The sequence below is a fragment of the Amycolatopsis sp. NPDC003865 genome, assembly GCF_053605345.1.
This window is the reverse complement of the sequence record NZ_JBSGJA010000005.1, coordinates 272487-297279: the sequence shown is the minus strand read 5'-3', so window position 1 is coordinate 297279 and position 24793 is coordinate 272487. Positions and strand designations below refer to the sequence as shown.

The 24793-nt window shown below is 70.3% G+C and carries 25 protein-coding genes and 2 tRNA genes; 15 read left to right on the top strand and 12 right to left on the bottom strand.

Annotated features, from left to right (window positions below; translation table 11 throughout):
* Positions 1 to 106: 106 nt before the first annotated feature.
* Together ACWEVP_RS15545 and ACWEVP_RS15540 are read left to right on the top strand one after the other, a co-directional pair.
* Positions 107 to 355 (top strand): hypothetical protein, encoded by a 249-nt coding sequence (locus ACWEVP_RS15545; protein ID WP_452063206.1) that lies wholly within the window; start codon positions 107 to 109, stop codon positions 353 to 355.
* Between the two features lie 52 nt (positions 356 to 407).
* Positions 408 to 842 (top strand): hypothetical protein, encoded by a 435-nt coding sequence (locus tag ACWEVP_RS15540; RefSeq protein ID WP_452063205.1) that lies wholly within the window; start codon positions 408 to 410, stop codon positions 840 to 842.
* Here the strand turns inward: ACWEVP_RS15540 and ACWEVP_RS15535 are convergent.
* From ACWEVP_RS15535 to ACWEVP_RS15525, 3 genes are all read right to left on the bottom strand, one after another.
* Complete coding sequence (locus ACWEVP_RS15535; protein WP_452063204.1) at positions 839 to 2389, bottom strand: glycoside hydrolase family 13 protein; 1551 nt, start codon at positions 2387 to 2389, stop codon at positions 839 to 841. The two genes, ACWEVP_RS15540 and ACWEVP_RS15535, sit on opposite strands and share 4 nt — an antisense overlap.
* Positions 2386 to 2769 carry a globin gene (locus ACWEVP_RS15530; protein ID WP_072477289.1) on the bottom strand — a complete coding sequence of 128 codons (384 nt, stop codon included), beginning with the start codon at positions 2767 to 2769 and terminating at the stop codon, positions 2386 to 2388. The genes ACWEVP_RS15535 and ACWEVP_RS15530 overlap by 4 nt, the downstream gene beginning before the upstream one ends.
* 144 nt (positions 2770 to 2913) lie before the next feature.
* Positions 2914 to 3900 carry a mechanosensitive ion channel family protein gene (locus tag ACWEVP_RS15525; RefSeq protein ID WP_452063203.1) on the bottom strand — a complete coding sequence of 329 codons (987 nt, stop codon included), beginning with the start codon at positions 3898 to 3900 and terminating at the stop codon, positions 2914 to 2916.
* A gap of 358 nt (positions 3901 to 4258) precedes the next feature.
* Here ACWEVP_RS15525 and ACWEVP_RS15520 point away from each other — a divergent pair, with 358 nt between their 5' ends.
* Positions 4259 to 4756 (top strand): HNH endonuclease, encoded by a 498-nt coding sequence (locus tag ACWEVP_RS15520; RefSeq protein WP_329044121.1) that lies wholly within the window; start codon positions 4259 to 4261, stop codon positions 4754 to 4756.
* 160 nt (positions 4757 to 4916) lie between these two features.
* On the opposite strand, the gene ACWEVP_RS15515 is transcribed toward ACWEVP_RS15520, so the two are convergent.
* Entirely contained in the window at positions 4917 to 5288 is a 372-nt protein-coding gene (locus tag ACWEVP_RS15515) for a hypothetical protein (protein ID WP_452063202.1), read from the bottom strand.
* A gap of 278 nt (positions 5289 to 5566) precedes the next feature.
* Between ACWEVP_RS15515 and ctaJ the strand changes: the two genes are divergently transcribed.
* Positions 5567 to 5821, top strand: coding sequence for an aa3-type cytochrome oxidase subunit CtaJ (ctaJ, locus tag ACWEVP_RS15510; RefSeq protein WP_452063201.1), 255 nt, complete (start codon positions 5567 to 5569; stop codon positions 5819 to 5821).
* Positions 5808 to 6296, top strand: a complete 489-nt coding sequence (locus tag ACWEVP_RS15505) for a DUF5130 family protein (RefSeq protein ID WP_452063200.1) — start codon at positions 5808 to 5810, stop codon at positions 6294 to 6296. The genes ctaJ and ACWEVP_RS15505 overlap by 14 nt, the downstream gene beginning before the upstream one ends.
* A 258-nt stretch (positions 6297 to 6554) precedes the next feature.
* On the opposite strand, the gene pepN is transcribed toward ACWEVP_RS15505, so the two are convergent.
* Positions 6555 to 9122: an aminopeptidase N gene (gene pepN, locus ACWEVP_RS15500; protein WP_452063310.1), complete on the bottom strand. Its 2568-nt coding sequence runs from the start codon at positions 9120 to 9122 to the stop codon at positions 6555 to 6557.
* 161 nt (positions 9123 to 9283) lie between these two features.
* On the opposite strand from pepN, the gene ACWEVP_RS15495 reads away from it, so the two are divergent.
* Complete coding sequence (locus tag ACWEVP_RS15495; RefSeq protein ID WP_452063199.1) at positions 9284 to 9904, top strand: mycothiol-dependent nitroreductase Rv2466c family protein; 621 nt, start codon at positions 9284 to 9286, stop codon at positions 9902 to 9904.
* Here ACWEVP_RS15495 and ACWEVP_RS15490 read toward each other — a convergent pair.
* Entirely contained in the window at positions 9901 to 10710 is an 810-nt protein-coding gene (locus ACWEVP_RS15490) for an MBL fold metallo-hydrolase (protein ID WP_452063198.1), read from the bottom strand. The genes ACWEVP_RS15495 and ACWEVP_RS15490 overlap by 4 nt on opposite strands.
* Entirely contained in the window at positions 10707 to 11429 is a 723-nt protein-coding gene (locus tag ACWEVP_RS15485) for a 2-phosphosulfolactate phosphatase (protein WP_452063197.1), read from the bottom strand. The genes ACWEVP_RS15490 and ACWEVP_RS15485 overlap by 4 nt, the downstream gene beginning before the upstream one ends.
* Positions 11430 to 11474: 45 nt before the next feature.
* Between ACWEVP_RS15485 and ACWEVP_RS15480 the strand changes: the two genes are divergently transcribed.
* Positions 11475 to 11948 carry a ribose-5-phosphate isomerase gene (locus ACWEVP_RS15480; RefSeq protein ID WP_452063196.1) on the top strand — a complete coding sequence of 158 codons (474 nt, stop codon included), beginning with the start codon at positions 11475 to 11477 and terminating at the stop codon, positions 11946 to 11948.
* A complete protein-coding gene (locus ACWEVP_RS15475) occupies positions 11948 to 12754 on the top strand; it encodes an Fpg/Nei family DNA glycosylase (protein ID WP_452063195.1) in 807 nt (268 codons plus the stop codon). The genes ACWEVP_RS15480 and ACWEVP_RS15475 overlap by 1 nt, the downstream gene beginning before the upstream one ends.
* Positions 12755 to 12820: 66 nt before the next feature.
* Here the strand turns inward: ACWEVP_RS15475 and ACWEVP_RS15470 are convergent, their stop codons facing one another.
* Positions 12821 to 13639: a hypothetical protein gene (locus tag ACWEVP_RS15470; protein ID WP_436386935.1), complete on the bottom strand. Its 819-nt coding sequence runs from the start codon at positions 13637 to 13639 to the stop codon at positions 12821 to 12823.
* Positions 13640 to 13785: 146 nt separating this feature from the next.
* Here ACWEVP_RS15470 and ACWEVP_RS15465 point away from each other — a divergent pair, with 146 nt between their 5' ends.
* From ACWEVP_RS15465 to ACWEVP_RS15455, 3 genes are all read left to right on the top strand, one after another.
* The gene (locus ACWEVP_RS15465; protein WP_452063194.1) at positions 13786 to 14661 is read left to right on the top strand and encodes a TIGR03619 family F420-dependent LLM class oxidoreductase; all 876 of its coding nucleotides are present in this window, start codon (positions 13786 to 13788) and stop codon (positions 14659 to 14661) included.
* Positions 14662 to 14666: 5 nt separating this feature from the next.
* Positions 14667 to 15113, top strand: coding sequence for a nuclear transport factor 2 family protein (locus ACWEVP_RS15460; protein ID WP_452063193.1), 447 nt, complete (start codon positions 14667 to 14669; stop codon positions 15111 to 15113).
* Between the two features lie 82 nt (positions 15114 to 15195).
* Complete coding sequence (locus tag ACWEVP_RS15455; protein ID WP_452063192.1) at positions 15196 to 16758, top strand: carbohydrate-binding protein; 1563 nt, start codon at positions 15196 to 15198, stop codon at positions 16756 to 16758.
* On the opposite strand, the gene ACWEVP_RS15450 is transcribed toward ACWEVP_RS15455, so the two are convergent.
* The gene (locus tag ACWEVP_RS15450; RefSeq protein ID WP_452063191.1) at positions 16737 to 17096 is read right to left on the bottom strand and encodes a winged helix-turn-helix transcriptional regulator; all 360 of its coding nucleotides are present in this window, start codon (positions 17094 to 17096) and stop codon (positions 16737 to 16739) included. The two genes, ACWEVP_RS15455 and ACWEVP_RS15450, sit on opposite strands and share 22 nt — an antisense overlap.
* A 67-nt stretch (positions 17097 to 17163) precedes the next feature.
* On the opposite strand from ACWEVP_RS15450, the gene ACWEVP_RS15445 reads away from it, so the two are divergent.
* Both ACWEVP_RS15445 and ACWEVP_RS15440 read left to right on the top strand, forming a co-directional pair.
* Positions 17164 to 17943 (top strand): NAD(P)H-binding protein, encoded by a 780-nt coding sequence (locus ACWEVP_RS15445; RefSeq protein WP_452063190.1) that lies wholly within the window; start codon positions 17164 to 17166, stop codon positions 17941 to 17943.
* Positions 17940 to 18746 (top strand): haloalkane dehalogenase, encoded by an 807-nt coding sequence (locus ACWEVP_RS15440; RefSeq protein WP_452063189.1) that lies wholly within the window; start codon positions 17940 to 17942, stop codon positions 18744 to 18746. Before ACWEVP_RS15445 ends, ACWEVP_RS15440 begins: the two co-directional genes overlap by 4 nt.
* Positions 18747 to 18844: 98 nt before the next feature.
* On the opposite strand, the gene ACWEVP_RS15435 is transcribed toward ACWEVP_RS15440, so the two are convergent.
* Positions 18845 to 19045, bottom strand: a complete 201-nt coding sequence (locus ACWEVP_RS15435) for a hypothetical protein (RefSeq protein ID WP_452063188.1) — start codon at positions 19043 to 19045, stop codon at positions 18845 to 18847.
* Positions 19046 to 19191: 146 nt separating this feature from the next.
* Here ACWEVP_RS15435 and ACWEVP_RS15430 point away from each other — a divergent pair, with 146 nt between their 5' ends.
* Positions 19192 to 19548: a hypothetical protein gene (locus ACWEVP_RS15430; RefSeq protein ID WP_452063187.1), complete on the top strand. Its 357-nt coding sequence runs from the start codon at positions 19192 to 19194 to the stop codon at positions 19546 to 19548.
* Between the two features lie 262 nt (positions 19549 to 19810).
* Here the strand turns inward: ACWEVP_RS15430 and ACWEVP_RS15425 are convergent.
* Positions 19811 to 19887, bottom strand: a tRNA-Pro gene (locus ACWEVP_RS15425).
* Between the two features lie 78 nt (positions 19888 to 19965).
* Here ACWEVP_RS15425 and ACWEVP_RS15420 point away from each other — a divergent pair.
* Positions 19966 to 20039: transfer RNA gene (locus ACWEVP_RS15420), tRNA-Gly, on the top strand.
* On the opposite strand, the gene ACWEVP_RS15415 is transcribed toward ACWEVP_RS15420, so the two are convergent.
* Entirely contained in the window at positions 19991 to 24655 is a 4665-nt protein-coding gene (locus ACWEVP_RS15415) for a HAMP domain-containing protein (RefSeq protein WP_452063309.1), read from the bottom strand. The genes ACWEVP_RS15420 and ACWEVP_RS15415 overlap by 49 nt on opposite strands.
* Positions 24656 to 24793: the final 138 nt, after the last annotated feature.

Here is a 24793-nt window from a genome sequence, read left to right as displayed (position 1 = left end):
CGAATGTTGTCCACAACTCCGCGTGGCTGGGGACAACCAGCTCGACACCATGACGGATCCCTTACGGCAACCACCGTTCCCCGCCGAACGGTGGCACGCTGGAAGCATGCCCCCGGAAGAGGACCCCACCGCGGAGTTCCTCGACGCCGTCCGCGCCGAGGAGACGCCCTGGCGGCGTGACCGGCCGCCGGGGGAGCAGGCGCCGGAGCGCGCCGAGCGTCCTGAGAGGTGGGGTCGCGCGCGAGCGGCGGGCCGGGCGGCCGCCCAAGCCGCGCCCTACCTCCAGGCCGCCGCGCTCGTCGCGTGGCTCGCCGGCGGCGCGTTCGACGACGGGCCGGGCGACCAGAGCGGCTGACGTGTTACAGTCCGCGCCTCCCTGGGGAGGGATGGCGAGAGTGAGCCGAGCGATGAGGTTTCCGGCGTTCACCGTGACCGTGACCCGTGAGGCCGGCCTGTGGATCGCGAAGACAGCCGACGGTGTCGAGGCCGCGGGCGAGTTCACGCGCTTCCCCGACGTCGATCCGGGCATGCGCAAGATCATCGCGAACCTGACCGGCCTGCCACCCGAGCGGTTCTACCTCCGCTGGCGCTACGAGTTCGACGACCAGGACGCCACCGACCTCGTCCTGCAGTACCAGGAGGCGCACCGGATCGCCGAGGACGTCGCCGAGTGGCGGGAAGGCGTCCGCGCCCGGCTGGTCTCCACCCTCAACGGCCAGATCTCGCAACGCGCCATCGCCGATCTGCTCGGCCTGTCGCACCAGCGCGTCAACCAGCTCGCGCGCGGCCCCGCACCCGAGGCGGCGGACGTGGTCAAGCCCGGCCGCTGGGTGCCGCTCTAAACCAGCCAGGCGGCCGAGTCCGCCGGCAGCTTGCCGTCCACCAGCGGGCTGCTCGACAGCAGCACCTCACCCGGCGGCAGCGCGATCGGCGACGCCGACGTGTTCAACGCGCACACCAGCCCGCCGCCCTTGCGCCGGAACGCGAAGCAGCCCGCCGGTGCGCCGTACCACTCCAGCTCGTCGCCGCTGAACGCCGGATGCGTCTTCCGCAGCTCGATCGCGGCGCGGTACAGCGAGAGCGTCGAATCCGCGTCCTCGATCTGCTTCTCCACCGTCAGCGCGGCCCACGCGGGCGGCATCGGCAGCCACGTCCGCGGGTTGCGCGAGAACCCGAACGGCGGCAGGTCGCCTTCCCACGGCAGCGGCACCCGGGAGACGTCGCGCCCGAACTCCGCGCCGCTCGTCTTCGCGCGCGGGTCGGCCATGTCGGACGGCGCCAGCTCGACGTTCGCCAGCCCCAGCTCTTCGCCGTTGTACAGGTACACCGCGCCGGGCAGGGCCAGCTCCACGAGCGCCATCGCCCGCGCGCGCCGCACGCCGACGGCCCCGCCGCCGTAGCGGCTGACCTGGCGCCAGACGTCGTGGTTGCCCAGCGTCCACGTCGCCGGCGCGCCCGTGCGGGCCGGGACCGACAGGGAACGGTCGATGGCCGTGCGCATGGCGTCCGCGTCGAAGTGCGTGAGCACCAGGCGGAAGTTGAACGCCAGGTGCAGCTCGTCGGGGCGCAGGTAGCGCGACAGCCGCTCCTCGTCGGTCACCCAGATCTCGCCGACCGCCATCGCGTCCGGGAACTCGTCGAGCACCTTGCGGATCATCTGGTGGATCTCGTGGACGCCGTCGTGGTCCCAGCGCGGGTCGTAGTAGTGGCTCGGGCCCAGCGCGTCCGCCCGCGGGTCCATGTCCGGCAGGCCCGGCGGCTTGGCCATGCCGTGCGCGACGTCGATGCGGAAGCCGTCGACCCCGCGTTCGAGCCAGAACCGCAGCGTCCGCTCCAGATCGGCGGCGACCTCGGGGTTGGTCCAGTTCAGGTCCGGCTGCTGCGGCGCGAACAGGTGCAGGTACCACTGGCCGTCCGGCACGCGCGTCCACGCCGGGCCGCCGAACGCGCTGACCCAGTTGTTCGGCGGGTCCTCGCCCTTCGGGCCGACGCCGTCGCGGAAGATGTAGCGGTCGCGCTCCGGGCTGCCCGGCTTGGCCGCCATCGCCGACTTGAACCAGGCGTGCTGGTTGCTGGTGTGGTTGGGCACCACGTCGACGGTCACCTTGATGTTGCGCTTGTGCGCCTCGGTCAGCAGCACGTCGAAGTCGCCGAGGGTGCCGAACATCGGGTCGACGTCACGCGGGTCGGCGATGTCGTAGCCGTGGTCGGCCATCGGGGAGCGGTAGAACGGCGTCAGCCACAGCGCGTCCACGCCCAGCAGCTCAAGGTAACCGAGCCTGGAGTGGATGCCCTCCAGGTCTCCGACGCCGTCACCGTCCGAATCGGCGAACGAGCGCACGTAGACCTGGTAGAAGACGGCATCGCGCCACCAGGCGTCCTGTCTCATACGAAGCTGTTCATCATGCTGTGCGCCGCCATTTCCAGGTAGGCCCAGAGCTGACCGCGATACGGCTCTTCCAGGTTCTCCTCGTCGACGGCGATCCGGATGCAGCGCAGCCAGGCGTCGCGCTCGATCGGCCCGATCTTGAACGGCGCGTGGCGCATCCGCAGCCGCGGGTGCCCGCGCCGGTCGGAGTAGGTGTGCGGGCCGCCCCAGTACTGCATGAGGAACAGCCGGAAGCGTTCCTCGGCCGGGCCGAGGTCCTCCTCGGGGTAGAGCGGGCGCAGGATCTCGTCACGCGCGACTTCCTCGTAGAACCGCGCGACGATCCGGCGGAACGTGGGTTCGCCGCCCACCGCTTCGTAGAGGTTCGCCGGTTCGCTCACTGCAGACACGCCTTCCATTTTGCCCTTCCGGTACGGGTCCCCGACGCCCGGTCCCGCCCCTCGCCGGAAGGTCGCGAACCCGTTCCCCAGCGTAACCACCGCGGCCGGGTCGTGACGCACTTCACGACCCGGCCGCGGGGCCCGCTACTTCTCGACGGCCGTGGCCGCGCCGGGGAAGAGGCGGCCGAGCGGGGGCTCGAAACCGGCCTCTTCCAGGGCGGCCAGCAGCTGGGCGCGCAGGGCCCGCTGGACCGCCCACTGCTTGCCCGGCCGCACCTTCACGGTCAGGCGCAGCTGGATGCCCTCCGGCGTGACGCTTTCCACGCCCAGCATCTCCGGCGGCTCCAGCACGTTGTCCTTCAGCAGGTCGCTTTCCGCGGCCGTCGCAGCCGCTTCGCCGAGCACGGTGGTCGCGCGCTCGACGTCGGCGGTGTAGCCGAGGGGGACGTCGACGACCGCGACGGCGAAGCCCTGGCTCGAGTTGCCGACGCGCAGCACCTCGCCGTTGCGGACGTACCAGACCGTGCCCTTGAGGTCGCGCAGCGTGGTGATCCGCAGGCCGACCGCCTCGACGGTGCCGGTCGCCTCGCCGATGTCCACGACGTCGCCGACGCCGTACTGGTCCTCGACCATCATGAAGATCCCGGACAGGAAGTCCTTGACGAGGTTCTGCGCGCCGAACCCGATCGCGACGCCGATGATGCCGGCCGAGGCGATGATCGGGCCGAGGTTCAAGCCCAGCTCGCCGAGCACGAGGATGAACGCGAGCCCGTAGATCAGGAACGTCGCCATCGACTTGAGCACCGAGCCGATGGTCTGGGCGCGCTGGCGCCGGCGTTCGATCACGGCCGAGCCGAGCACCTCGGGGGCTCGCTCACGCAGGGGACGGAGCAGGGCGGGGAGCTTCCCGCTGCCTCGGGGGAGCGTCGTGACCCGGTTGATCAGCCGTCTGATCAGCAACCGCACGACGAACGCGATCACGATGATCATCAGGATCTTGAGCGGCTTGGTCAGCAGCCAGTTCGTCGAGCCGGCCAGCCACTCGTTGCCGGTGGCCTTGTAGACCTGGGAGCACAGGGTGCTCAGGTCGTCGACGCACGGCGTCTTGGCGGAGGACAGCAAAAGGGACACGGGAGTTCGATCATCCTTCCGATCGGGTCGGTCACGCCAACTTCAAGTGGATGTTGGGTCGCGCGGATGTGACACGTCTTGTAACACACGTGCGCTGGGGGCCTGTTCTGTGGTCGACTATGCCTACGCCCCTGGAGGTGGTCGAGTGCCAGACCGACAACCCAGCCCCCGCGGCGCCTCCGGCCAAGCCATGGCCGACGAGACGCCAGAGGTGGTCCTGCGCGCCTATCCGGGGGGTTCCGCATCCGGCGGAGCCGTCCCGGCCGGGCCGGGGAACCGCCCAGGGGGAATTACCCGCCCGCCCGGACAGCGTAGTAGAGGCCGTGATCCGGCAGCCCCGGCCTGGGGCCGGCGCCGGGTGCTGTTGCTCAACGCCACCTTCGAGCCGCTGACGGCGCTACCGTTGCGGCGGGCCGTGGTGCTGGTGATGTGCGGCAAGGCCGAGGTGGTGCACGGCGATCCGGGCGGCATCGAGCTGCATTCGGCCAAGGTGTCGCTGCCGGTGCCCTCGGTGATCCGGCTCAGCACGTACGTGCGCGTGCCCTACCGGGCGCAGGTGCCGCTCACCCGCGCCGGGCTGATGCACCGCGACCGGTACCGCTGCGCCTACTGCGGGGGGCGGGCCGAGACGATCGACCACGTCATCCCGCGCAGCCGTGGCGGACCTCACGCCTGGACGAACTGCGTCGCCTGCTGCGCCAAGTGCAACCACCGCAAGGCGGACCGGCTGCTCTCGGAGATCGGCTGGCGGCTGCGCGTCGTCCCGCGGGCGCCCCACGGCCCGCACTGGCGGCTGCTCGCGCACTCCAAGGAGGCCGATCCGCTCTGGCGTCCGTATCTGGGCTCCGCGGCCTGAGTTCTTTTCGGGGGCTCCGGGTGGCGGAGCCCCGGCAAACGCTGTGTCGGCCGGCTGACGGGGCCATGACATGCCGGCGCCCCGGCTGCCTGTGCGGCGGCCGGGGCGAGCCGGGTGCTTGCGCGTGTTCAGGTAGTGCGTGCGGCCCTGGAGGACGGGTTCAGGCGGCGAGCGCGTAGTCGCTCTGGCAGGTGACGCGGGTCCCCATGGTGACGCGCGTGCCGCGGGTCACCCGGGTGCCTCGCGTGACCCGGGTGCCACAGGTGACGCGCGTGCCCGCCGTGACGCGCGTGCCCATCGTGACCCGCGTGCCCCTGGTGACTCGCGTACCGCGGGTGACGCGCGTGCCCGCCGTCACCCGGGTGCCCGCCGTGACGCGCGTTCCCGCCGTCACGCGTGTACCGCGAGTGACGCGTGTACCCCGGGTAACCCTTGTGCCCGCCGTCACACGCGTTCCGGGCACGAATTCGATGTCGCTGGGTGACGAGAAGGTCTCGGTGATCGCCTGTGCGGGGGTGTGGGCGCTGTTCATGGCAAGGCCTCCTGGGACCGGTGCGTTACCTGCTGGGGCTGGGGAGCGGGGCGCAAGGCCCGTACAGGTGAAAAAGCTACGAGGATTTCAAGGCTGCGACAAGACGACAGCGGCGGGTGCGGCCGCCTGTACGTTGAGTTGCAACCTTTCGGCCCGACGGTCTTCGCCCCAACGTTCCAGTGGCCGCGAGCCAAGCGGCGGACGGCACTCGGCTTACGACGAACGGTCGAGTGCGGCGGGCGCGGTGGGTGCGGAGGTCATCCGATACGCTCAGCGCCGTGAACGTTGTCGAGACGATCGTGGTCTTCGCCGTGATCCCGCTGGCCATCTACGGTCTCGCCGGGCTGCTGACGCTCCGGCGCAGGTCCGGCGGCGCCACGCGGTACCGGTCCGGCCAGGCCTGGGAGTACCCGGCCATGTGGTGGAGCGCCAACCCCGAAGGGGTCGGCGCGGGGCACCGGCACGCCGGGGCCGAGAACAGCGCGCCCGAGGGCGCCCCGACCGCGGCGGGAGGCGCTCGTGGCAACTGGTGAGCTGACGAAGCGCGTCGACGAGTCCGAACTGGGCTACGGCGAGGCTCTGACGGCGAGCGGCCGCGTGTCGGCCGCGAAGATGTACGAGCCCGAGGCGCCGACGAGCCCGTTCACCACCCGCCAGCTGGCCCGCCTCGACGAGGCGCTGACGTTCGCGAGCCGCGAGACCGGCCTCGACTTCAGCCTGTACCTCGGCGAGCTGGGCACCGACAGCCGGTCGGCGGCGGAGAAGCTCCACTCGACGACGACGAACCCGGCGAACTCGGTCCTGATCGCGGTCTCCCCGGGCGAGAAGCTGATCGAGATCGTGACGGGCAAGACGGCGTACGTCCGCCTCCCGGACCGCGGCTGCAAGCTGGCGGTGGCAAGCATGGTGGCGTCCTTCAAGGAGGGCGACCTGGTCCGCGGGCTGGTGAACGGCCTGGTGAACGCGCTGCGCATGCTGTCCGACCAGGCGGGCCCCGCGCCCCGCTGACGTGTCTTGACGAAGGGCCCCGCACTTGCAGGTGCGGGGCTTTTCGTGTTCGGCGGGGGCGAGTTGTGCACAGTTTGGCCGTGATGTGGACAAGCGGGCCGTGGGCGTCGTCGTTTGCCCGGTTTTGTCGGCCGTCGGCGATACGCTGGAGGCGGGGGCAGCCCCCAGGGGAGGGCGGGCCGTGCCGGAGAGCAGGCCGTGCCGAAGAGCAGGCGCCGGAGGGCGGGCCGCGCCGGAGCACGACCCGCCCGTGTCCGGTCAGGCCTGGGCGTCGAAGTCCCGCGCCGCCAGCGCGCGCACGATCCCGGCGCGGCCCTCGGAAACCAGCCGGCGCAGGGCGTGCGAGTGCTCGCCCTCCAGCCACTTGTCCGACGCCGTCACCGTCTCCGGGGCCACCGCCCACGACGGGTACAGCCCGATCGCGATCGGCTGCGCCCGCTCGCTCGACCGCCGCTGCCACACCTCGTCGATCACCTCGAAGTACTGCCCGACGTACGAACCGAGCAGCGCCTTCTGGCCCGGGTGCGAGAAGCCCGAGATCAGCGAGTCGCTGACCGCGTTCGGCAGCTCGTCGTCGTACACCGCGCGCTGCCACGCGTCGGCCTTGGCCTCCGCCGTCGGGCGCAACGCCCGGGCTCGCTCTGCCTGGCGGCGGCCCGTCGCGGTGTTGTCGCGGGCGAGCTCGGCGTCGATTTCCGGGGCCGACGCCTCGCCGTGCGCGACCAGCGCGTGCAGCAGGCGCCAGCGCAGGTCCGTGTCCACCGTCAGGCCCGGCAGCGGGGCCGAGCCGTCGAGCCAGCCGGACAGCACCGACAGCGCGGCGGCGTCCAGCACCGACCCGGAGAGGGAGTTGACGAACGCCAGCTGGTGGTCCGAACCCGGCTCGGCGGCGCGGGCCAGCTCCAGCAGCCGCCCGGTGAACGCCGGCCAGCCGGTCGAGGCCGCCCACTCCTGCTCGGCGTAGGAGTTCAGCGCCGTCTGGGCCTGCAGCAGCAGCCGCTGGACGACGCCGACCTCGCTTTCGGTGTGGATGCCGCGCTGCACCAGCGTGACGAAGTCGCGGGCCTTCAGCTCGGCCTCGCGGGTCATCTCCCACGCCGCCGACCAGCACAGCGTCCGCGGCAGCGGCTCGGTGATGTCGGCGATGCGGTCGATCAGCGTCGTCAGCGACGCCGGGTCGAGCCGCATCGTGCAGTACGTCAGGTCGTCGTCGTTGACCAGCACGAGCTTGCCCGCGGGCCGCCCGACCAGCGCCGGCACCTCGGTGCGCTCGCCGTCGACGTCGAGCTCGACGCGCTGGGTCCGGACGATCTTGCCCGAGCCGTCCTCGTCGTAGATCCCGACGGCGACGCGGTGCGTGCGCAGCTCACCGGCGCCCGGCTTGGCGCCGGACTGCACGACGGCGAACGAGGTGAACGTCCCGTCCGCGCCGACCTCGTAGCGCGGGCTCAGCGAGTTGAGCCCGGTGGTCTCCAGCCACTGCGCGCTCCACCACGACAGGTCGCGCCCGGACGCCTCTTCCAGCGCGCCCAGCAGGTCGGCCAGGGTCGCGTTGCCCCAGGCGTGCTTGCCGAAGTACACCTTCAGGCCGTCGAGGAAGTGCTCCAGCCCGACGTAGGCGACGAGCTGCTTGAGCACGCTCGCGCCCTTGGCGTAGGTGATGCCGTCGAAGTTCACCTCGACCGCGTGCAGGTCGACGATGTCGGCCGCGATCGGGTGCGTCGAGGGCAGCTGGTCCTGCCGGTAGGCCCACGACTTCTCGATGTTCGCGAAGCTGGTCCACGCGTTCTTGTACTCGGTGGCCTCGGCCTGGGCCAGGACGCTGGCGAAGGTCGCGAACGACTCGTTCAGCCACAGGTCGTCCCACCAGCGCATGGTGACCAGGTCGCCGAACCACATGTGCGCCATCTCGTGCAGCAGCGTCTCGGCGCGCCGCTCGTAGGCGTAGCGGGTGACGCGGCTGCGGAAGACGTAGTCCTCGAGGAACGTCACCGCGCCGGCGTTCTCCATCGCGCCCGCGTTGAACTCCGGCACGAACAGCTGGTCGTACTTGGAGAACGGGTAGGGCGTGCCGAAGTTCCGGTGGTAGAACCCGAAGCCCTGCTTGGTTTCGGCGAAGAGCCGCTCGGCGTCCATGTGCTCGGCCAGCGACGCGCGGCAGTAGAGGCCGAGCGGGATGGTCTTGTGCTCGTCGGTGTACTCGTCGCGCCACTCGGCGTACGGCCCGGCGATCAGCGCGACCAGGTACGTCGAGAGCCGCTCGGACTCCTTGAACACCGTCCGGACGGCGCCTTCGGGCGTCTCCTCCGACGATTCGGCCGCGGTGTTCGAGATGACCTTCCAGTCCTTCGGCGCGATCACGGTGAGCCGGTAGACGGACTTGAGGTCCGGCTGGTCGAAGCAGGCGAACATGCGCTTGGCGTCGGCCGTCTCGAACTGCGTGTAGAGGTAGACCCCGTCGTCGACCGGGTCGACGAAGCGGTGCAGGCCCTCGCCGGTGTTCATGTACCGGCAGTCGGCGGTGACCGTGAGCTCGTTCGCCTCGGCCAGTCCGGCCAGCGCAATGCCCTTGTCCTCGACGTACGCGCTGACGTCGACGTCCGCGCCGTTCAGGGTGGCCGAGTGCACGCGGTCGGCGACGATGTCGACCCACGTGTCTTCGCCGGCCCGGGCGCTGGAGAACCGGACGGTCGTCGTCGACGCGAAGGTCTTCTCCCCGGGGCCGCCGTGGCCGTCGGTGAGATCCAGCTCGATGTCGTATCCGGTGACGTCGAGCAGGTCCGCGCGCAGCTTGGCTTGGTCGCGGGTCAGGTTGGGGGCGGGCACAGGCACCTCTGGTCGTTGGTATCGGTTTTCAACTCCCCGCATCCAATCATGCGGACGGCCCGGCGGGCGACGGGGAACAAGCCCGGGCCCGGCGGTGTTGGCCCGCTGTGTGGGGGTGTGTCCGCCCCCGGACCGGACCTGACTTCGCACAGGAGTACCTGATGACCGCTGCCGAGCAGCCCACGAAGGTCGACTTCTACTTCGACCCGATCTGCCCCTTCGCCTGGATCACCTCGCGCTGGATCCTCGAGGTCGAGAAGCACCGCAACCTCGACCTGAACTTCCGGATCATGAGCCTGTCGGTGCTGAACGAAGGCCGCGACGAGCTGCCCGAGCAGTACAAGGAGCTGCTGTCCAAGGGCTGGGGCCCGGTGCGCGTGGCCGTCGCGCTTTCGCAGCTCAAGGGCGAGGAGATGCTGCGCGAGTACTACACCGAGTTCGGCATCCGCTACCACAATCAGGGCAACAAGGACCGCGACCAGGTCATCAAGGAGGCGCTGGCCGCCATCGGCGCGCCGGCAGAGCTCTTCGACGCCGCGGACTCCACGGAGTACGACGAGGCGCTGAAGAAGAGCCACCACGAAGGCATGGACCCGGTCGGCCAGGACGTCGGCACCCCGACGATCCACATCGACGGTGTCGCGTTCTTCGGCCCGGTGCTCAGCTCGATCCCGCGCGGCGAAGACGCGCTGAAGGTGTTCGACGGCGCCGTCGCGCTGGCGAGCTACCCGGACTTCTTCGAGCTCAAGCGGACCCGCACGGGCGAGCTGAACTTCGACTAAGGCGTCGCGAGGGCGGCCAAGGTGACGTCGCTGGGGTAGCGGGAGGCTGCCACGGCGGCCGCCTCGGTCGTCTCGCCGCGGCCCATCGCGGCCTTGAGCGCGATCAGCTCGTGCAGGCCGTGCCGGTGGTAGCGCACGAAGTCGGCGTCGACCGGGTCGCCGTGGCCGGGCACGATCACCCGTGGCCGCAGCTCGAGGAGCCGGTCGAAGGTGTCCGGCCACGCCGTCAGGTCCGACTCGGCGCTGAAGGAGAACGCGCTGAAGCCGTGTTCGGCGTTCTCGACGACGTCGCCGGCGAAGAGCACGTCCACGTCCGGCACGTGCACGACGACGTCGTGGTCGGTGTGGGCACGTCCCGGGTGCAGCAGGACGGCCGTCCGGCCGCCCAGGTCGAGTTCGGTCCGGTCGGTGAACAGGTGGTCCGGCATCACGAACGTGGTGCGCGCGATCGCGTCGGCGGTGTCCGCCTTGCCCTGTTCGCGGTAGTAGCCGATCCACTTGGCCCGGGCGGCCTCGGCGTACTCGGCCAGTTCGGCCCGGCAGCCCTCGTGGGCCCAGACGGCGCACGAGCCGAACGCTTCGGTGCCCCAGGTGTGGTCGAAGTGCGCGTGCGTGAAGACGACCGACCACGGCAGCGGCGTCAGCTCGCGGACCGCCGCCGCCAGCTCGGCGCCCTGCTCCAGATCGCCGCGGGTGTCGACGACCAGGCAGCGTTCGCCGCCGGTCACCAGGCCGACGGTCAGGTCCAGCTCCTCGTAGCGGCGCGCGTGCACGCCGTCGGCGACCTCGATCCAGCGGCCGGTCATGCCAGCACTCCCTCACGCATCATCGGGGCAGCATCGCTCACGTCGAGCCGCGAGGCCAGCGCGACGTCGCCGCCGTGGCCCGCCTCGGTCAGCTCACGGCCGGAGACGCAGGACACCAGGGCTTCGACGTCGACCGATCGGGCGGCGAGCGCGGCTTCCGGGGACAGCTTCGCGCCCAGCACGGCCAGGGCGGCGGCGATCGCGCCGGCGCCCACCTGGTCTTCGACGCAGGGCCGCAGCGGCCCGAACGCCTCGCCGTGGCCGAAGATGTCCACACCCCAGCGTTCCCCGGCGGCGACGAGCCCAACCGGCCCGCCCAGTTCGCGCGCCTTCGCGGCGACGGCGGAGGCGTTGCGCAGGCAGCCCGCGAGGACGTGCGCGCCGGTCGCGGCGGCGGCGTCGCACAGCGTGGCGCCGTTGGGCGAGGGGAGCGCGAGCAGCGTCCCGGACGGGATTTCCGTCACAGAAGACGGCCTGAGGGTGAACGCGCCCTCGCCCGCGACGACCGCGCCGGCCGCTCGCGCCCGGGCCACCCCGCGCTCGTCGCGCCACCGCACCGGCAGTACGCGCCCGCCGCGGCCGGCCACGAAATCCGTGGTGGTGCTGAAGGAAAGCACGTCGACGACGACCAGCACGGCGCATTCCCGGCCGAGCGCCGCCACGCCTTCGCCGCCCCAGTCGAGCCGGACGTCGTAGCCGGATTGCTCCCAGATGCCCACCCCCGGAGCATGCCCGAGCGCGGGCCTGATGGCAGACTCCCAGCCGTGCGTGTCTACTTGGGATCCGACCATGCCGGTTTCGAGCTGAAGAACCACCTGGTGGCTCACCTGGAGAAGCAGGGCCACGAGGTCACCGACATCGGTCCGCACGTCTACGACGCGGCCGACGACTACCCGGCCTTCTGCGTCGAGACGGCGCTGCGCGTCGTGGCCGACGAGGGCAGCCGCGGCATCGTGGTCGGCGGTTCGGGCAACGGCGAGCAGATCGCCGCCAACAAGGTTCCCGGCGCCCGCGCCGGCCTCGCGTGGAGCGTCGAGACCGCCCAGCTGTGCCGCGAGCACAACCACGCCCAGCTGATCGGCGTCGGCGCCCGGATGCACACCGCCGAGGAGGCGACCGAGATCGTCGAAGCCTTCCTGGCGACCGAGGTCTCGCCGGAGGAGCGGCACGCCCGCCGCGTGCAGCAGCTGCTGGACTACGAGCGCACCGGGACGCCGCCGGCGCTGCCGGAGGCCTGATGCCCGAGGGGCACACGCTCCACCGGCTCGCGCGGCTGCACAAGCGCCGGTATGCCGGCGCCCCGGTCGCGGTGAGCAGCCCGCAGGGCCGGTTCGCCGCCGAGGCGTCCCGTTTGGACGGTCGCGTGTTCGCCGGCGCCGAGGCGTACGGCAAGCACCTCTTCCACGACTACGGCCCGGCCGGGATCGTGCACATCCACCTGGGGCTCTACGGCACGTTCGGCGAGTCCCCGCTGCCCGCGCCGGAGCCGGTGGGGCAGGTCCGGCTGCGGCTGGCCGGCCGGACGCACTGGACGGACCTGCGCGGGCCGACCCGCTGTGAGCTGCTGTCCCCGGACCAGGCCGACGCGATCAAGGCCCGGCTCGGACCGGACCCGCTGCGCCGCGACGCGAAACCCGAGCGGGCGTGGGAGCGCATCTCGCGTTCGAAGACGTCGATCGCGGCGCTGCTGATGGACCAGGCGGTGCTGGCCGGCGTCGGGAACGTGTACCGCGCCGAGGTGCTGTTCCGCCACGGCGTCGCGCCGCTGACGCCGGGCCGTTCGGTGGACCGGGCGCTGTGGGACGACATGTGGGCCGACCTGGTGGCCCTGATGCGCGACGGCGTCCGCGTCGGCCGCATCGACACGGTCCGCCCCGAGCACCTGCCGGAGGCGATGGGCCGCGCGGCGCGGGTGGACCGCCACGGTGGCGAGGTGTACGTCTACCGCCGCGCGGGCGAGCCGTGCCTGGTGTGCGGGACACCGGTGGCTTCGTCGGAGCTGGTGGGCCGCAACCTCTACTGGTGCCCCACCTGCCAGAACTGACCTGAACGACTCTTTCAGGTCGTCACACGACCTGAAAGAGTCGTTCATCGCGTCGCGGGCGGACGGTCAGAAGTCGAAACCGCCGCCGTCGAAGCCCCCGCCGTCGAAGCCCCCGCCATCGAAGCCTCCGCCGCCCCAGTCGCCGCCGCCCATGTCGCCGCCGTCGCCACCGAAGTCGCCGCCGCCGTCACCACCGCCGTCGCCGCCCATGTCGCCGGACTCGAGCGCGTCCTGCTGGCCCGCGTCGTAGCCCGACTCCCAGGCCGACGCGCTGGCGATGCCGCTCATACCGGAGAACATCGCGCTGAACAGGAACATCGACCCGAGACCCCAGGCGCCGGCGACCAGCGCGGGCTTCCACCACGGCTCGCTGTACCAGCCCTGCGGCACCGGCCGCCCGGCCACGCGCCCGCCCGGGTAGTAGTACGGCGTGTCCTGCCCGGCCTCGGGCGAGGCGGCGTAGTGCTGGCCCTCGACGTCGACGTCCCGGCGCTCGGTGACCTTGCCGGCGCGCTCGCGCTCGGCCTCCTCCGGCAGCTGCGGCCCGGGGTCCATGCCCATCGCGACCCGCGCCGCGCGGACGTAGTAGAGGCCTTCGACGGCGGTGTCCTTCACCAGCCGGGCCTGTTCGATCGTGCGGGCCTGCTCCAGCTGCGAGCCGGCGGCGTTGTAGCGCTCGCTCGCGTCGGCCATCGCCTGCATCGACGCGGTGTCGTTGCCGTTGAGGTTGAGGACCTGGCCGCCGAGCCGTTCGACGAGGCGCCGGGCGTCGGCCTTGGCGTCGTCGAGCTCCCGCTGCCGGGCGGCGGCGCGCTGCCGCGAGAAATAGAGGCCGCCACCGACGATCACGACGACGAGCACGATCAGGAAGATCGCGGTGCCCATGGACCACTCCCAGAAGTTCGGGGCTCGGTGACCGGAAGTCACCTTTGAATCGGACAACGCGGACGCTACGCGGAGGGTTCCCGCCGCGTGATCCGGCACACCGTGAGAGCTGGCCGAGGAAACTAGAACACGTTATAGTTCGACGCATGAAGTTCACCCTGTCGATCGCGATGAACCCCCTCGATCAGCTGGGCGAGCTCGCCCGGGCCGCCGAAGAGGCCGGCTTCGCCTCCATCGCCCTGCCGGACTCGCTCTTCTACGCCGAAACGGTGGACACGGACTACCCGTACACCCCCGACGGCAGCCGCTTCTGGACCGCGGAGACGCCGTGGGTGGACCCGCTCGTGGCGACCGCGGCGATGGGCGCGGTCACCAGCCGGATCCACTTCTACACGTCCGTGCTCAAGCTCGGCTCGCGCAACCCCGTGCTGCTGGCGCGCCAGGTCGGTTCGGCTTCGGTGCTCACCGGCGGCCGGTTCGGCCTCGGGCTCGGCGTCGGCTGGCTGCCGCAGGAGTTCGAGTACTGCGGTGTCCCGTTCGAGCGGCGCGGCAAGCGGGTCGACGAGGCCATCGACGTCCTCCGGCTGATCCTCGACGGCGGGATGGTCGAGTACCACGGCGAGTTCTACGACTTCGACAAGATCCAGATGAGCCCGGCGCCGCCGTCGCGGGTGCCGTTCTACATCGGTGGCCACACCGAGGTCGCGCTGAAGCGCGCGGCCCGCGTCGCCGACGGCTGGTCCTCGGCGATGATGAAGCTCGAGGAGCTGCGCGACACCATCGCGCGGATCAAGGAGCTGCTGGCCGAGCGCGGCCGCGCCGACGACCCGTTCGAGTACCAGGCCGTCTGCATCGACAAGTTCGGCCTCGACGGCTACCGCGAGCAGGCCGAGGTCGGCGTCACCGACGTCATCACCATGCCGTGGGTGTTCGACGGCGTCGGGTTCGACGCGCCGATCGAGCCGAAGCTCGAAGCGATCCGCAGGTTCGGCACCGAGATCATCGCGAAGTTCGAGGGGTGAGTTCCATGGGCGTGCAGGTCAGCTGGGACACGGCGGCGGAGCAGCCGCCGGCGCGGCGCGCGGCGTTCGCCTCGATGACCGCGGTGACGGCGGGGGACAAGGACGCTTGGCTGGCGCTCTTCGCGCCGGACGGCGTCGTCGAGGACCCCGTCGGGCCGTCGTTCTTCGACGAGGAGGGCAAGGGGCACCACGGCCGCGACGGGATCAGCGCGTTCTGGGACAAGGCGATCGCCAACGTCGAGCGCTTCCAGTTCACCATCCGCGACTCGCACGCGGCGGGCGACGAGTGCGCCAACGTCGGCACGATCACGACGTACCTGCCGGGCGGCTACCGCGTCGACACCGACGGGGTGTTCGTCTACCGCGTCGGCGAGGACGGACTGATCACGTCGATGCGGGCGTTCTGGGAGACCGAGCGCGCGATGGCGACGGCCCGGCAGGTGACGGAGTAGCGTCCCGGCCAGCGGAAACCCAATTTCATATCTGATACATGATACCTTGACCCGGCGTTGAGCAGGACTCTTTACTAACTGCATGTCCGTCTTACGCCGAACCCGAACCGCGCTGGCCGTGCTCCTGCTGGCGGCCGGTGGCCTCGTCCTGTCTCCGCCCGCGGCGCCCGCCCTCGAGAACGGGCTCCTGCGCACGCCGCCGATGGGGTTCAACAACTGGAACTCCACGCAGTGCAAGGCCGACTTCTCCGAGACGATGATCCGGGGTATCGCGGACATCTTCGTGAGCAAGGGGCTCAAGGACGCCGGCTACACGTACGTCAACATCGACGACTGCTGGGCGCTGCCGGACCGGAACTCGAAGGGTGACCTGGTCCCGGACCCGGTCCGCTTCCCGCACGGCATCAAGGCGCTCGCCGACTACGTCCACGGCAAGGGGCTGAAATTCGGCATCTACACCAGCGCCGGCACGCACACCTGCAACAAGGCGGGCTTCCCTGGCGCGCTCGGTCACGAGCAGCAGGACGCGAACCTCTTCGCCTCCTGGGGCGTCGACTACCTGAAGTACGACAACTGCAACAACCAGGGTGTCGACGCGCAGCAGCGGTACAAGGCGATGCGGGACGCGCTCGCGAAGTCCGGTCGCCCGATCGCGTACTCGATCTGCGAATGGGGCCAGAACAAGCCGTGGACGTGGGCCGCACCGGTCGGCAACTTGTGGCGCACCACCGGGGACATCTCCGACAAGTGGTCGAGCATGATCGCCAAAGCTCAGACGAATCGCGGTCTGGCGCAGTACGCCGGCCCGGGGCATTGGAACGACCCGGACATGCTGGAGGTCGGCAACGGCGGCATGACCGCGGCGGAGTACCGCACGCACTTCAGCCTGTGGGCGATGATGGCGGCGCCGCTGCTCATCGGCAGCGACCTGCGCAAGGTGTCCGACGACAGCTTTTCGATCCTGAAGAACACCGACGTGATCGCGCTGGACCAGGACCCGCTGGGCAAGCAGGCGACGGTGCTGCGCGCCGATGCGGGGCTCGTCGTCTACAGCAAGGTGCTGGCGAACGGCGACCGCGCGGTGGCGCTGTCCAACGAAACGACGGCGACGGCGACGATCAGCACTTCGGCCGCGGCGACGGGCATCGGCAGCGCGTCGTCGTACACGCTGAAGGACCTGTGGAGCAAGGCGGTCCGCACCACGTCGGGGACGATCAGCGCTTCGGTGCCTTCGCACGCGACGGTGCTGTATCGCTTGTCGCCGGGTGCTTCTCGCTACGAAGCGGAGTCGGCGGCACTCTCGGCGGGCGGCACGATCGACTCGAACCACGCGGGCTTCTCGGGAACGGGCTTCGCGAACGGCGCGAACGCGGTCGGCAGCTACGTCGAGTGGCAGGTGAGCGGACCGGCGTCGACGCTGACGTTCGGCTACGCGAACGGCACGACGGCGGCGCGCCCGGTGGACATCGCGGTGGACGGAACGGCGGTGGCGACGGGAGTGCAGTTCCCCGCGACCGGCTCGTGGACGACGTGGAGCACGGTTTCGCGGCCGGTGGCTCTGGGCGCGGGCCCGCACACGGTCCGGTTGACGGCGACGACCGCGGACGGCCCGGCGAACCTGGACTACCTCGACTTGGCGTCGTAGGCCTGCCGAGCGGCTTCGACCTTGCCGAGGTTGGGTGACCAGTCGGCGAGGCTGGCGAAGAGCGGGCCGAGGCTGCGGCCCAGTTCGCTGATCTCGTACTCGACGCGCGGCGGGACCTCGGCGTGGTAGGTCCGGGTGATCAGGCCGTCGCGTTCCATCTGGCGCAGCCGCTGGGTGAGCACCTTCGGGGTGATGGTGGCGATGCGGCGTTCGAGTTCGACGAACCGCTGGCGCCCGTATTCGTTGAGCGTCCACAGGATCGGGGTGGTCCAGCGGCTGAAGACGATGTCGACCACGGGCGCGATCGGACAGGCCAGCTCGGGTGTGGTTCCGGTCACTTTCGGGGCCTCCAGCCATTACTTTCCTCTAGGTATCTACTATACGTCGGAATGTAGCGTCGCTCCCATGATCGTTGTTACGGGAGCTACGGGCAATATCGGACGGCCGTTGGTGGAGGCGCTGACGGCGGCGGGTGAAGAGGTGCGGGCGGTGTCCCGCGGCGGGCCGGTCCCGGCCGACTTGACGGACGCGGCGTCGTTGCGCCCGGCGTTCGCCGGCGCGTCGGCGGTGTTCCTGCTGCTGCCGCCGGGTTTCCGAGGACCGCTTTCGCCGGTCTTGGAGGCGGTCGACGGGGCGCGAGTGGTGTTGTTGTCGTCGCAGGGTGTCGGAACGGGCCGTCATCCGGCGTTCTTCGAAGACGCGGTGCGCGGCTCGGGCCTTCCGTGGACCGTGTTGCGCCCGGGCGGTTTCGCGTCGAACGCGTTGCAGTGGGCGGAAAGCGTCCGTGCTTCGCGGTCTTTGGCGGCCCCGTTCGGCGACGTGGGCCTGCCGGTGATCTACCCGTCGGACATCGCGGCGGTGGCAGCGGCGGCGCTGGTGGACGCCTCGCACACGGGCCGGACGTACGAACTGACGGGTCCGTCCCCGGTGACGCCCCGCGCCCAGGCGGCGGCGATCGGCGAGGCGCTGGGGGAGCCGGTGCGGTTCGTCCCGCAGACGCGTTCGGAAGCGTTCACGGCTTTCACGAGGTTCATGCCGCCCGAAGTCGCGGAGGCGACGCTGGACATCCTGGGCGCGCCGACGCCGGCGGAGCAGCGAGTGAGCCCGGACGTCTCGCGGGTGCTCGGCCGCCCGCCGCGTCCCTTCTCGGAGTGGGCCGCCCGCAACGCGGCGGCGTTCAAGTGACCGAGCTGTCCTATGGAGACACCGGAACCGGCGCGCCGGTGGTCTTCCTGCACGGCAACCCGACGTCGTCCCACTTGTGGCGCAACGTTGTGCCGTCGGTCCCGGGCCGCCGCCTGGCCCCGGACCTGATCGGCATGGGCGCCTCGCCGAGGCCGCCGATCGAGTATTCGTTCGCCGACCACGCGCGGTACTTGGCGGAGTGGTTCGACGCGCTGTCGTTGGAGGAGGTGGTCCTGGTGGGCCACGACTGGGGCGGAGCGCTGGCGGCGGACTGGGCTTCGCGGCACCCGTCGCGGGTCCGCGGGCTGGCGTTCACTGAGGCGGTCCTGAAGCCGATGACGTGGGAGGAGTTCCCGCCGGCGGGAGCGGAGGTGTTCCGCGCGCTCAAGACCCCCGGGGCGGGCGATCCGATGATCGAGATGTTCCTGAAGTCGCTCCCGCCGGAGTACGAGGGCATGTACCCGACCGCGGAGTCGCGGATCCCGTTGCTGCGCTGGGCCCGTTCGATGCCGCTGGGCGGTTCGCCGGCTGACGTGGTGGCCCGGATCGAGTCGTTCGACGCTTGGCTGGCGTCCTCGCCGGAGGTCCCGAAGCTGCTGATGACGTTCGACCCGGGCCCGGACACGATGCTGACCCCGCCGATGGTGGAGTGGATGTCGTCGAACTTCGCGGCGCTGGAGGTGGTCCACCACCCGGTGCTGGCGGGCCACCACACGCCGGAGGAGCAGCCGGAGCTGATCGCGTCGACGCTGGCGACGTGGCTGGCCGGCGAACGTCTCGCGGTTGCGCCCTCATCTTCGTGAGGTTCGTGCCCGGATGGCTCGGATCGTCATGCCGTTTCGAGCCATCCGGGACAGCGGAAGCCCCTTTCGCGGCGGCTGGCCGCGACCGGTTTCACGTGCTAACGACGGGGCTTGTCGTCCTTCTGCACGGTGTTCTTCAGGGCTGCCTTGCCGAGCTCCCTGCTCAGGTCGCGGCGTTCCTTGGGCTTCTGTTCGCCGGATTTCTCCGGCCAGGTCTCGGGGTTCCTGGGCATCGCAACCGCCTTTCCGTGGTTCGAGCCGTGCGGCTCGCGATGCCCCAGTCGCTTTTCGGTGTCCACGGTGTTTCGGATATCCGGTCAGCGATACGTGTTCGAGACCTGGCTGGTGCGACTGGGCGGCGGATGGGCCATCACCTGTAACAGCTTCCAGGGACGCGGCGACTTGTCCGTCGTTCCGTACGACAGGACCGTCTCGGAGAGTCGACATGAATGCCGCAACTTTTTTCGGGCTCGCGTACTTGGTGGGTGTTTTCGTGAGTTGGGCGATCTACTCGCGAAGGGCGGGCCTGGCCGAAATCAAGCACGAGCAAGGCGTTACGTGGCATGAGTTCCTACTGCGCAACCCCGTGTTCTTCGTTCTCATGTGGTTGAAGTCGATCTACTGGTTGCCGGTGCTGGTGACGTGGGTGGTGCTGTCGGCACTCGGGATGTCGCGGTGTCCCTGGAAAGCGGCGACGTCGTTCAAGGGTCGCCCCGTGCGGAAGGTTTTCCGTATTGGGTACCGGCGAGCGATACCGGAACTGAAAGTGCCGGGAGCGGGGACCGTCTCGGCGCAGGAATGAAGCCACTGTCAGTGGTCGATGACTGGAGGTAAGAATGTGTGCTTGTGTCAAAGCCGGCAAGTCCAAGTGTGCGTGGTGCAAGGAGGCGGAGCACCTGAAGCGACCGCCGGCCCGGCACAGCTGCCAGTGGGGCCGCTGTTCCTGATGTCGCGCCGGACGGTGCTCGTCCGGCGCCCGACGAGTGCCGTCCGAACCCACCGTCTGGTGTGAGAAGAGCCGGTATGGCCTGAGCGGAGGGTGGGCCGTCGTCCACCCTCCGTGCTGGTCGGGATGACAGGATTTGAACCTGCGACCCTCCGCTCCCAAAGCGGATGCGCTACCAAGCTGCGCCACATCCCGTGACACCCCCAGGGGGGTGTGTGATCAGCCTAGCGGGTCCCGCTAAACTACCCACGCACCCGGGTCCCTCGGGGGCACGCGGGTGTAGCTCAATGGTAGAGCCCTAGTCTTCCAAACTAGCTACGCGGGTTCGATTCCCGTCACCCGCTCCACCGTACGACGCGGCGTCCGCCTCCAAGGACGCCGCGATCACGTCCAGCAGCTTGTCCGTGTCCACCGGCTTCGTGATGTAGTCGTCCGCGCCGCTGGCTAGCGTCCTGGCCCGGTCCTCCGGGGTTGCCTTGGCCGTCACCGCGATCACCGGCAGGTCCGCGTTGGTCGCTTCCGCCCTGATCGCCGCGATCGTCGCGTTGCCGTCCAGCTCCGGCATCATCACGTCCATCAGCACCAGCGCCGTGTCTTCGTGACGCTCGAGGGCCCGGATCCCGTCCACGCCCGTCTCCGCGTAGACCACCTCCAGGCCCGCCTGCTCCAGGACCGCCGCCAAGGCGAACACGTTGCGCAGGTCGTCGTCGACGATCAGGACCTTTTCGCCGTGGAAGCGCTTCGGTGTCACGTCCGGGGCCGCCACCAGGACCGTGCTCGGCACCGAGGGCAGCCTGGGCGACGACAGCGCCGTCACCGCCGGGTCGACCAGGTTGGCCGCCGCCACCGGGAGGTACAGCGTGAACGTCGAGCCCACTCCCGGCTCGCTCACGACCCGCAGCTCGCCCCCGAGCAGCTCGGTCAGCTGCTGGCTGATGTTGAGCCCCAGGCCCGTGCCGCCGTACTTGCGGCTCGTCGTGCCGTCCGCCTGGCGGAACGCCTCGAAGATGACCGCCAGCTTCTCCTCGGGGATGCCGATGCCCGTGTCTTCGACCGCGAAGGCGATGATTCCCGGGGCGTTGCGAAGCGCCTCCTGCTCGACCTCCGCCGGGTCCGCCGCGCGGATGTGCAGGCGGACGCCGCCCTCGTCGGTGAACTTCGCCGCGTTCGACAGCAGGTTGCGCAGGATCTGCTGGAGCCGGTGCTCGTCGGTGTGGACGCTGCCCGGCACCGGCGGGTCGATGTGGACCGCGAACTCCAGGCCCTTGTCCGCCGTCAGCGGGCGGCACAGCGACTCGACGTAGTCGACCAGCTCCGGCAGCGTGATGTCGGTCATCTGCAGGTCGAGCCGGCCCGCTTCGACCTTCGCCAGGTCGAGGATGTCGTTGATCAGCTGCTGCAGGTCCGACCCGGCCGCGTAGATCGTCTTCGCGAACTGGATCTGCTTCTCCGTCAGGTTCCCTTCCGGGTTCTCCGACAGCAGCTTCGCCAGGATCAACGCGCTGTTCAACGGCGTCCGCAGCTCGTGCGACATGTTCGCCATGAACTCGGTCTTGTACTGCGACGCCACCGTCAGCTGCCCGGCGCGCTCCTCCAGCTCCTGGCGAGCCTGCTCGATCTCGCTGTTCTTGACCTCGATGTCGCGGTTCTGCTGGGCGAGCAGCGCGGCCTTCTCGGCCAGCTCCGTGTTGGACCGCCGCAGCTCGCCCTGCTGGGCCTGCAGCTGCTCCGACCGCGCCCGCAGCTCCTGCGCCAGGCGCTGCGACTCCGTCAGCAGCGCTTCGGTCCGCGAGTTCGACAGGATCGTGTTCACGTTGACGCCGATGGTGTGCCGCAGCTGCTCGAGCAGGTCCTGGTGGACCGTGCTGAACTCGTTGACCGACGCCAGCTCCAGCACGCCCAGCACCTCGCCCTGGAACAGCACCGGCAGCACGATCAAGTTGACCGGCGCGGCCGAGCCGAGCCCGGAGGACACCAGCGCGTACTCCGGGGGAGCGTTGTGGACCAGGATCGTGCGGTGGTCGACCGCGGCCTGGCCGATCAGCGACTCGCCGAGCGCGAACCGCAGGCCGGCGCGGGACTGGGCGAGCCCGTACGCGGCGATGCACTCCAGCACCGTGCCGTCGCGGTCGTCGTCGCGGGCCAGGAAGAACGCGCCCTGCTGGGCCCGGACCAGCGGGGCCAGCTCGGACAGGATCAGCGCCGCGACCGACGCCAGGTCGCGGTGCCCCTGCATCCGCCCCGACAGCTGCGCGAGGTTCGTCTTCAGCCAGTCCTGCTCGCGGTTGGTCCTCGTCGTCTCCTTGAGGTTCGCGATCATCTGGTTGATGTTGTCCTTGAGGTCGGCGACCTCACCGGACGCGTCGACCGTGATGTGCCGGGTCAGGTCGCCCGCCGTCACCGCCGTCGCGACCTGCGCGATCGCGCGGACCTGGGTGGTCAGGTTCCCGGCCAGCTGGTTCACGCTCTCGGTGAGCCGCTGCCAGGTGCCGGACACGCCGTCGACCTCGGCCTGGCCGCCCAGCTTGCCCTCGGTGCCGACCTCGCGCGCCACGCGCGTGACCTCCGAGGCGAACGCCGAGAGCTGGTCGACCATCGTGTTCATCGTGGTCTTCAGTTCGAGGATCTCGCCGCGGGCGTCGACGTCGATCTTCTTCGTCAGGTCGCCCTTCGCGACCGCCGTGGTGACCTGCGAGATGTTGCGCACCTGGCTGGTCAGGTTGTGCGCCATGAAGTTGACGTTCTCGGTCAGGTCCTTCCACGTCCCGGCGACGCCGGGCACGCGGGCCTGGCCGCCGAGGATGCCTTCGGTGCCGACCTCGCGGGCGACGCGGGTGACCTCGTCGGCGAACGCGCGCAGCGTCTCGACCATGCCGTTCAGCGTCTCGGCCAGGGCCGCGACCTCGCCCTGGGCCTCGATGCGGATCTTCTTCGACAGGTCGCCGTTGGCCACCGCGCTCGCCACGGTGGCGATGTTGCGGACCTGGTCGGTCAGGTTGTCGGCCATGACGTTGACGTTGTCGGTGAGGTCTTTCCACGTGCCCGCGACGCCGCGGACGCGGGCCTGGCCGCCGAGGATGCCTTCGGTGCCGACCTCGCGCGCCACTCGGGTCACCTCGTCCGCGAACGCGGACAGCTGATCCACCATCGTGTTCAGCGTGGTCTTGAGCTCGAGGATCTCGCCGCGGGCGTCGACGGTGATCTTCTGGGTCAGGTCGCCCTGCGCGACCGCCGCCGTCACCTGGGCGATGTTGCGGACCTGGTCGGTCAGGTTGTTCGCCATCGAGTTGACGTTGTCGGTGAGGTCCTTCCAGGTCCCGGCGACGCCGGGCACGGTGGCCTGGCCGCCGAGCTTCCCTTCGGTGCCGACTTCGCGCGCCACCCGGGTGACCTCGTCCGCGAACGCGGACAGCTGATCCACCATCGTGTTGAGGGTGTCCTTCAGCTCCAGGATCTCGCCGCGCGCGTCCACGGCGATCTTCTGGGTCAGGTCGCCCCGCGCGACCGCCGTCGCGACCTGGGCGATGTTGCGGACCTGGGTGGTCAGGTTGTTCGCCATGAAGTTCACGGACCCGGTGAGGTCGCGCCACGTGCCGGCGACGCCCGGGACCTGCGCCTGGCCGCCCAGCTGACCCTCGGTACCCACTTCGCGTGCCACCCGGGTGACCTCGTCCGCGAACGCGGACAGCTGATCCACCATCGTGTTCATCGTGGTCTTGAGCTCGAGGATCTCGCCGCGGGCGTCGACGGTGATCTTCTGCGTCAGGTCGCCCTTCGCCACGGCCGTGGTCACGTGCGAGATGTTGCGGACCTGGTCGGTGAGGTTGTCGGCCATCTGGTTGACCGAGTCGGTGAGGCTGCGCCACGTCCCGGCCGCGCCGGCCACCTCGGCCTGCCCGCCGAGCTTGCCCTCGGAACCGACCTCGCGCGCCACGCGGGTGACCTCGCCGGCGAACGCCGAGAGCTGGTCGACCATCGTGTTCAGGGTGTTCTTCAGCTGCAGGATCTCGCCGCGGGCGTCGACGTCGATCTTCTTCGTCAGGTCGCCGTTGGCCACCGCGGTCGCCACCTGCGAGATCCCGCGGACCTGGTCGGTCAGGTTGTCGGCCATCAGGTTGACCGAGTCGGTGAGGTCGCGCCACGTCCCGGCGACGCCCGGCACCTGGGCCTGGCCGCCGAGCTTGCCGTCGGAGCCGACCTCGCGGGAGACGCGGGTGACCTCGTCGGCGAAGGCCGACAGCTGGTCGACCATGGTGTTGATGGTGTTCTTGAGCTCGAGGATCTCGCCGCGGGCGTCGACGTTGATCTTCTGGGTCAGGTCGCCGCGCGCGACGGCGGTGGTGACCTGCGCGATGTTCCGGACCTGCTCGGTGAGGTTGTCGGCCATGAAGTTGACCGAGTCGGTCAGGTCGCGCCAGGTGCCGGACACGCCCGGGACGACCGCCTGGCCGCCGAGACGTCCCTCACCCGCGATCTCGCGCGAGAGCCTCGTCACTTCGGCGGCGAAGCGCGACAGCTGCGCGATGAGGCCGTTCACCGTCTTGGCCAGCGTGGCGTACGCGCCCTGCAGCGGACGGCCGTCCAAGGTCAGGGTCATCGGCTGCGAGAGGTCGCCCTCGGCGACGGCGCCGAGCACCCGGTCCAGCTCGATCGTGGGCCGGGTGAGGTCCTCGACCAGGCCGTTCACGCTGTCGACGGCCGTGCTCCAGCCGCCGGGACCGACCTCGGCCTCGACCCGCTCGCTGAGCCTGCCGTCCTGGCCGACCGCCGCGCGCACCCGCAGCAGCTCGCTGACCAGCCGCTGGTTGCGTTCGGCGATGTCGTTGAACGCGACCGCGAGCTGCGCCGAGATGCCGTCGCCGTGCGGGACGAGCCGCCGGCGGAAGTTGCCGTCCCCGAGATCCCGCACCGCCACGAGCAGCCGCTCCAGCGCCGCCGCCTCGCTCTGGGATTCCGTTGTCATGTGTGCCGACCCTCTCCACCACGCATGCGCCAGCCATGGTCCACGACCCAGCGTGTCATGATTCGCCCTACACTTCGAGCCAGTCCGCCCGCTCACGCGGTAGCCGTGCGATAGCAGTCCGGAGGCAGGAGGTCCGTG

Coding starts and splice junctions, on each gene's coding strand:
- ACWEVP_RS15470 (WP_436386935.1), bottom strand. CDS start 13,639: ATGGGCACCGCGATCTTCCTGATCGTGCTCGTCGTCGTGATCGTCGGT.
- ACWEVP_RS15465 (WP_452063194.1), top strand. CDS start 13,786: ATGAAGTTCACCCTGTCGATCGCGATGAACCCCCTCGATCAGCTGGGC.
- ACWEVP_RS15415 (WP_452063309.1), bottom strand. CDS start 24,655: ATGACAACGGAATCCCAGAGCGAGGCGGCGGCGCTGGAGCGGCTGCTC.
- ACWEVP_RS15445 (WP_452063190.1), top strand. CDS start 17,164: ATGATCGTTGTTACGGGAGCTACGGGCAATATCGGACGGCCGTTGGTG.
- ACWEVP_RS15430 (WP_452063187.1), top strand. CDS start 19,192: ATGAATGCCGCAACTTTTTTCGGGCTCGCGTACTTGGTGGGTGTTTTC.
- ACWEVP_RS15540 (WP_452063205.1), top strand. CDS start 408: ATGAGGTTTCCGGCGTTCACCGTGACCGTGACCCGTGAGGCCGGCCTG.
- ACWEVP_RS15460 (WP_452063193.1), top strand. CDS start 14,667: ATGGGCGTGCAGGTCAGCTGGGACACGGCGGCGGAGCAGCCGCCGGCG.
- ACWEVP_RS15475 (WP_452063195.1), top strand. CDS start 11,948: ATGCCCGAGGGGCACACGCTCCACCGGCTCGCGCGGCTGCACAAGCGC.
- ACWEVP_RS15515 (WP_452063202.1), bottom strand. CDS start 5,288: ATGAACAGCGCCCACACCCCCGCACAGGCGATCACCGAGACCTTCTCG.
- ACWEVP_RS15495 (WP_452063199.1), top strand. CDS start 9,284: ATGACCGCTGCCGAGCAGCCCACGAAGGTCGACTTCTACTTCGACCCG.
- ACWEVP_RS15535 (WP_452063204.1), bottom strand. CDS start 2,389: ATGAGACAGGACGCCTGGTGGCGCGATGCCGTCTTCTACCAGGTCTAC.
- ACWEVP_RS15545 (WP_452063206.1), top strand. CDS start 107: ATGCCCCCGGAAGAGGACCCCACCGCGGAGTTCCTCGACGCCGTCCGC.
- ACWEVP_RS15490 (WP_452063198.1), bottom strand. CDS start 10,710: ATGACCGGCCGCTGGATCGAGGTCGCCGACGGCGTGCACGCGCGCCGC.
- ACWEVP_RS15455 (WP_452063192.1), top strand. CDS start 15,196: ATGTCCGTCTTACGCCGAACCCGAACCGCGCTGGCCGTGCTCCTGCTG.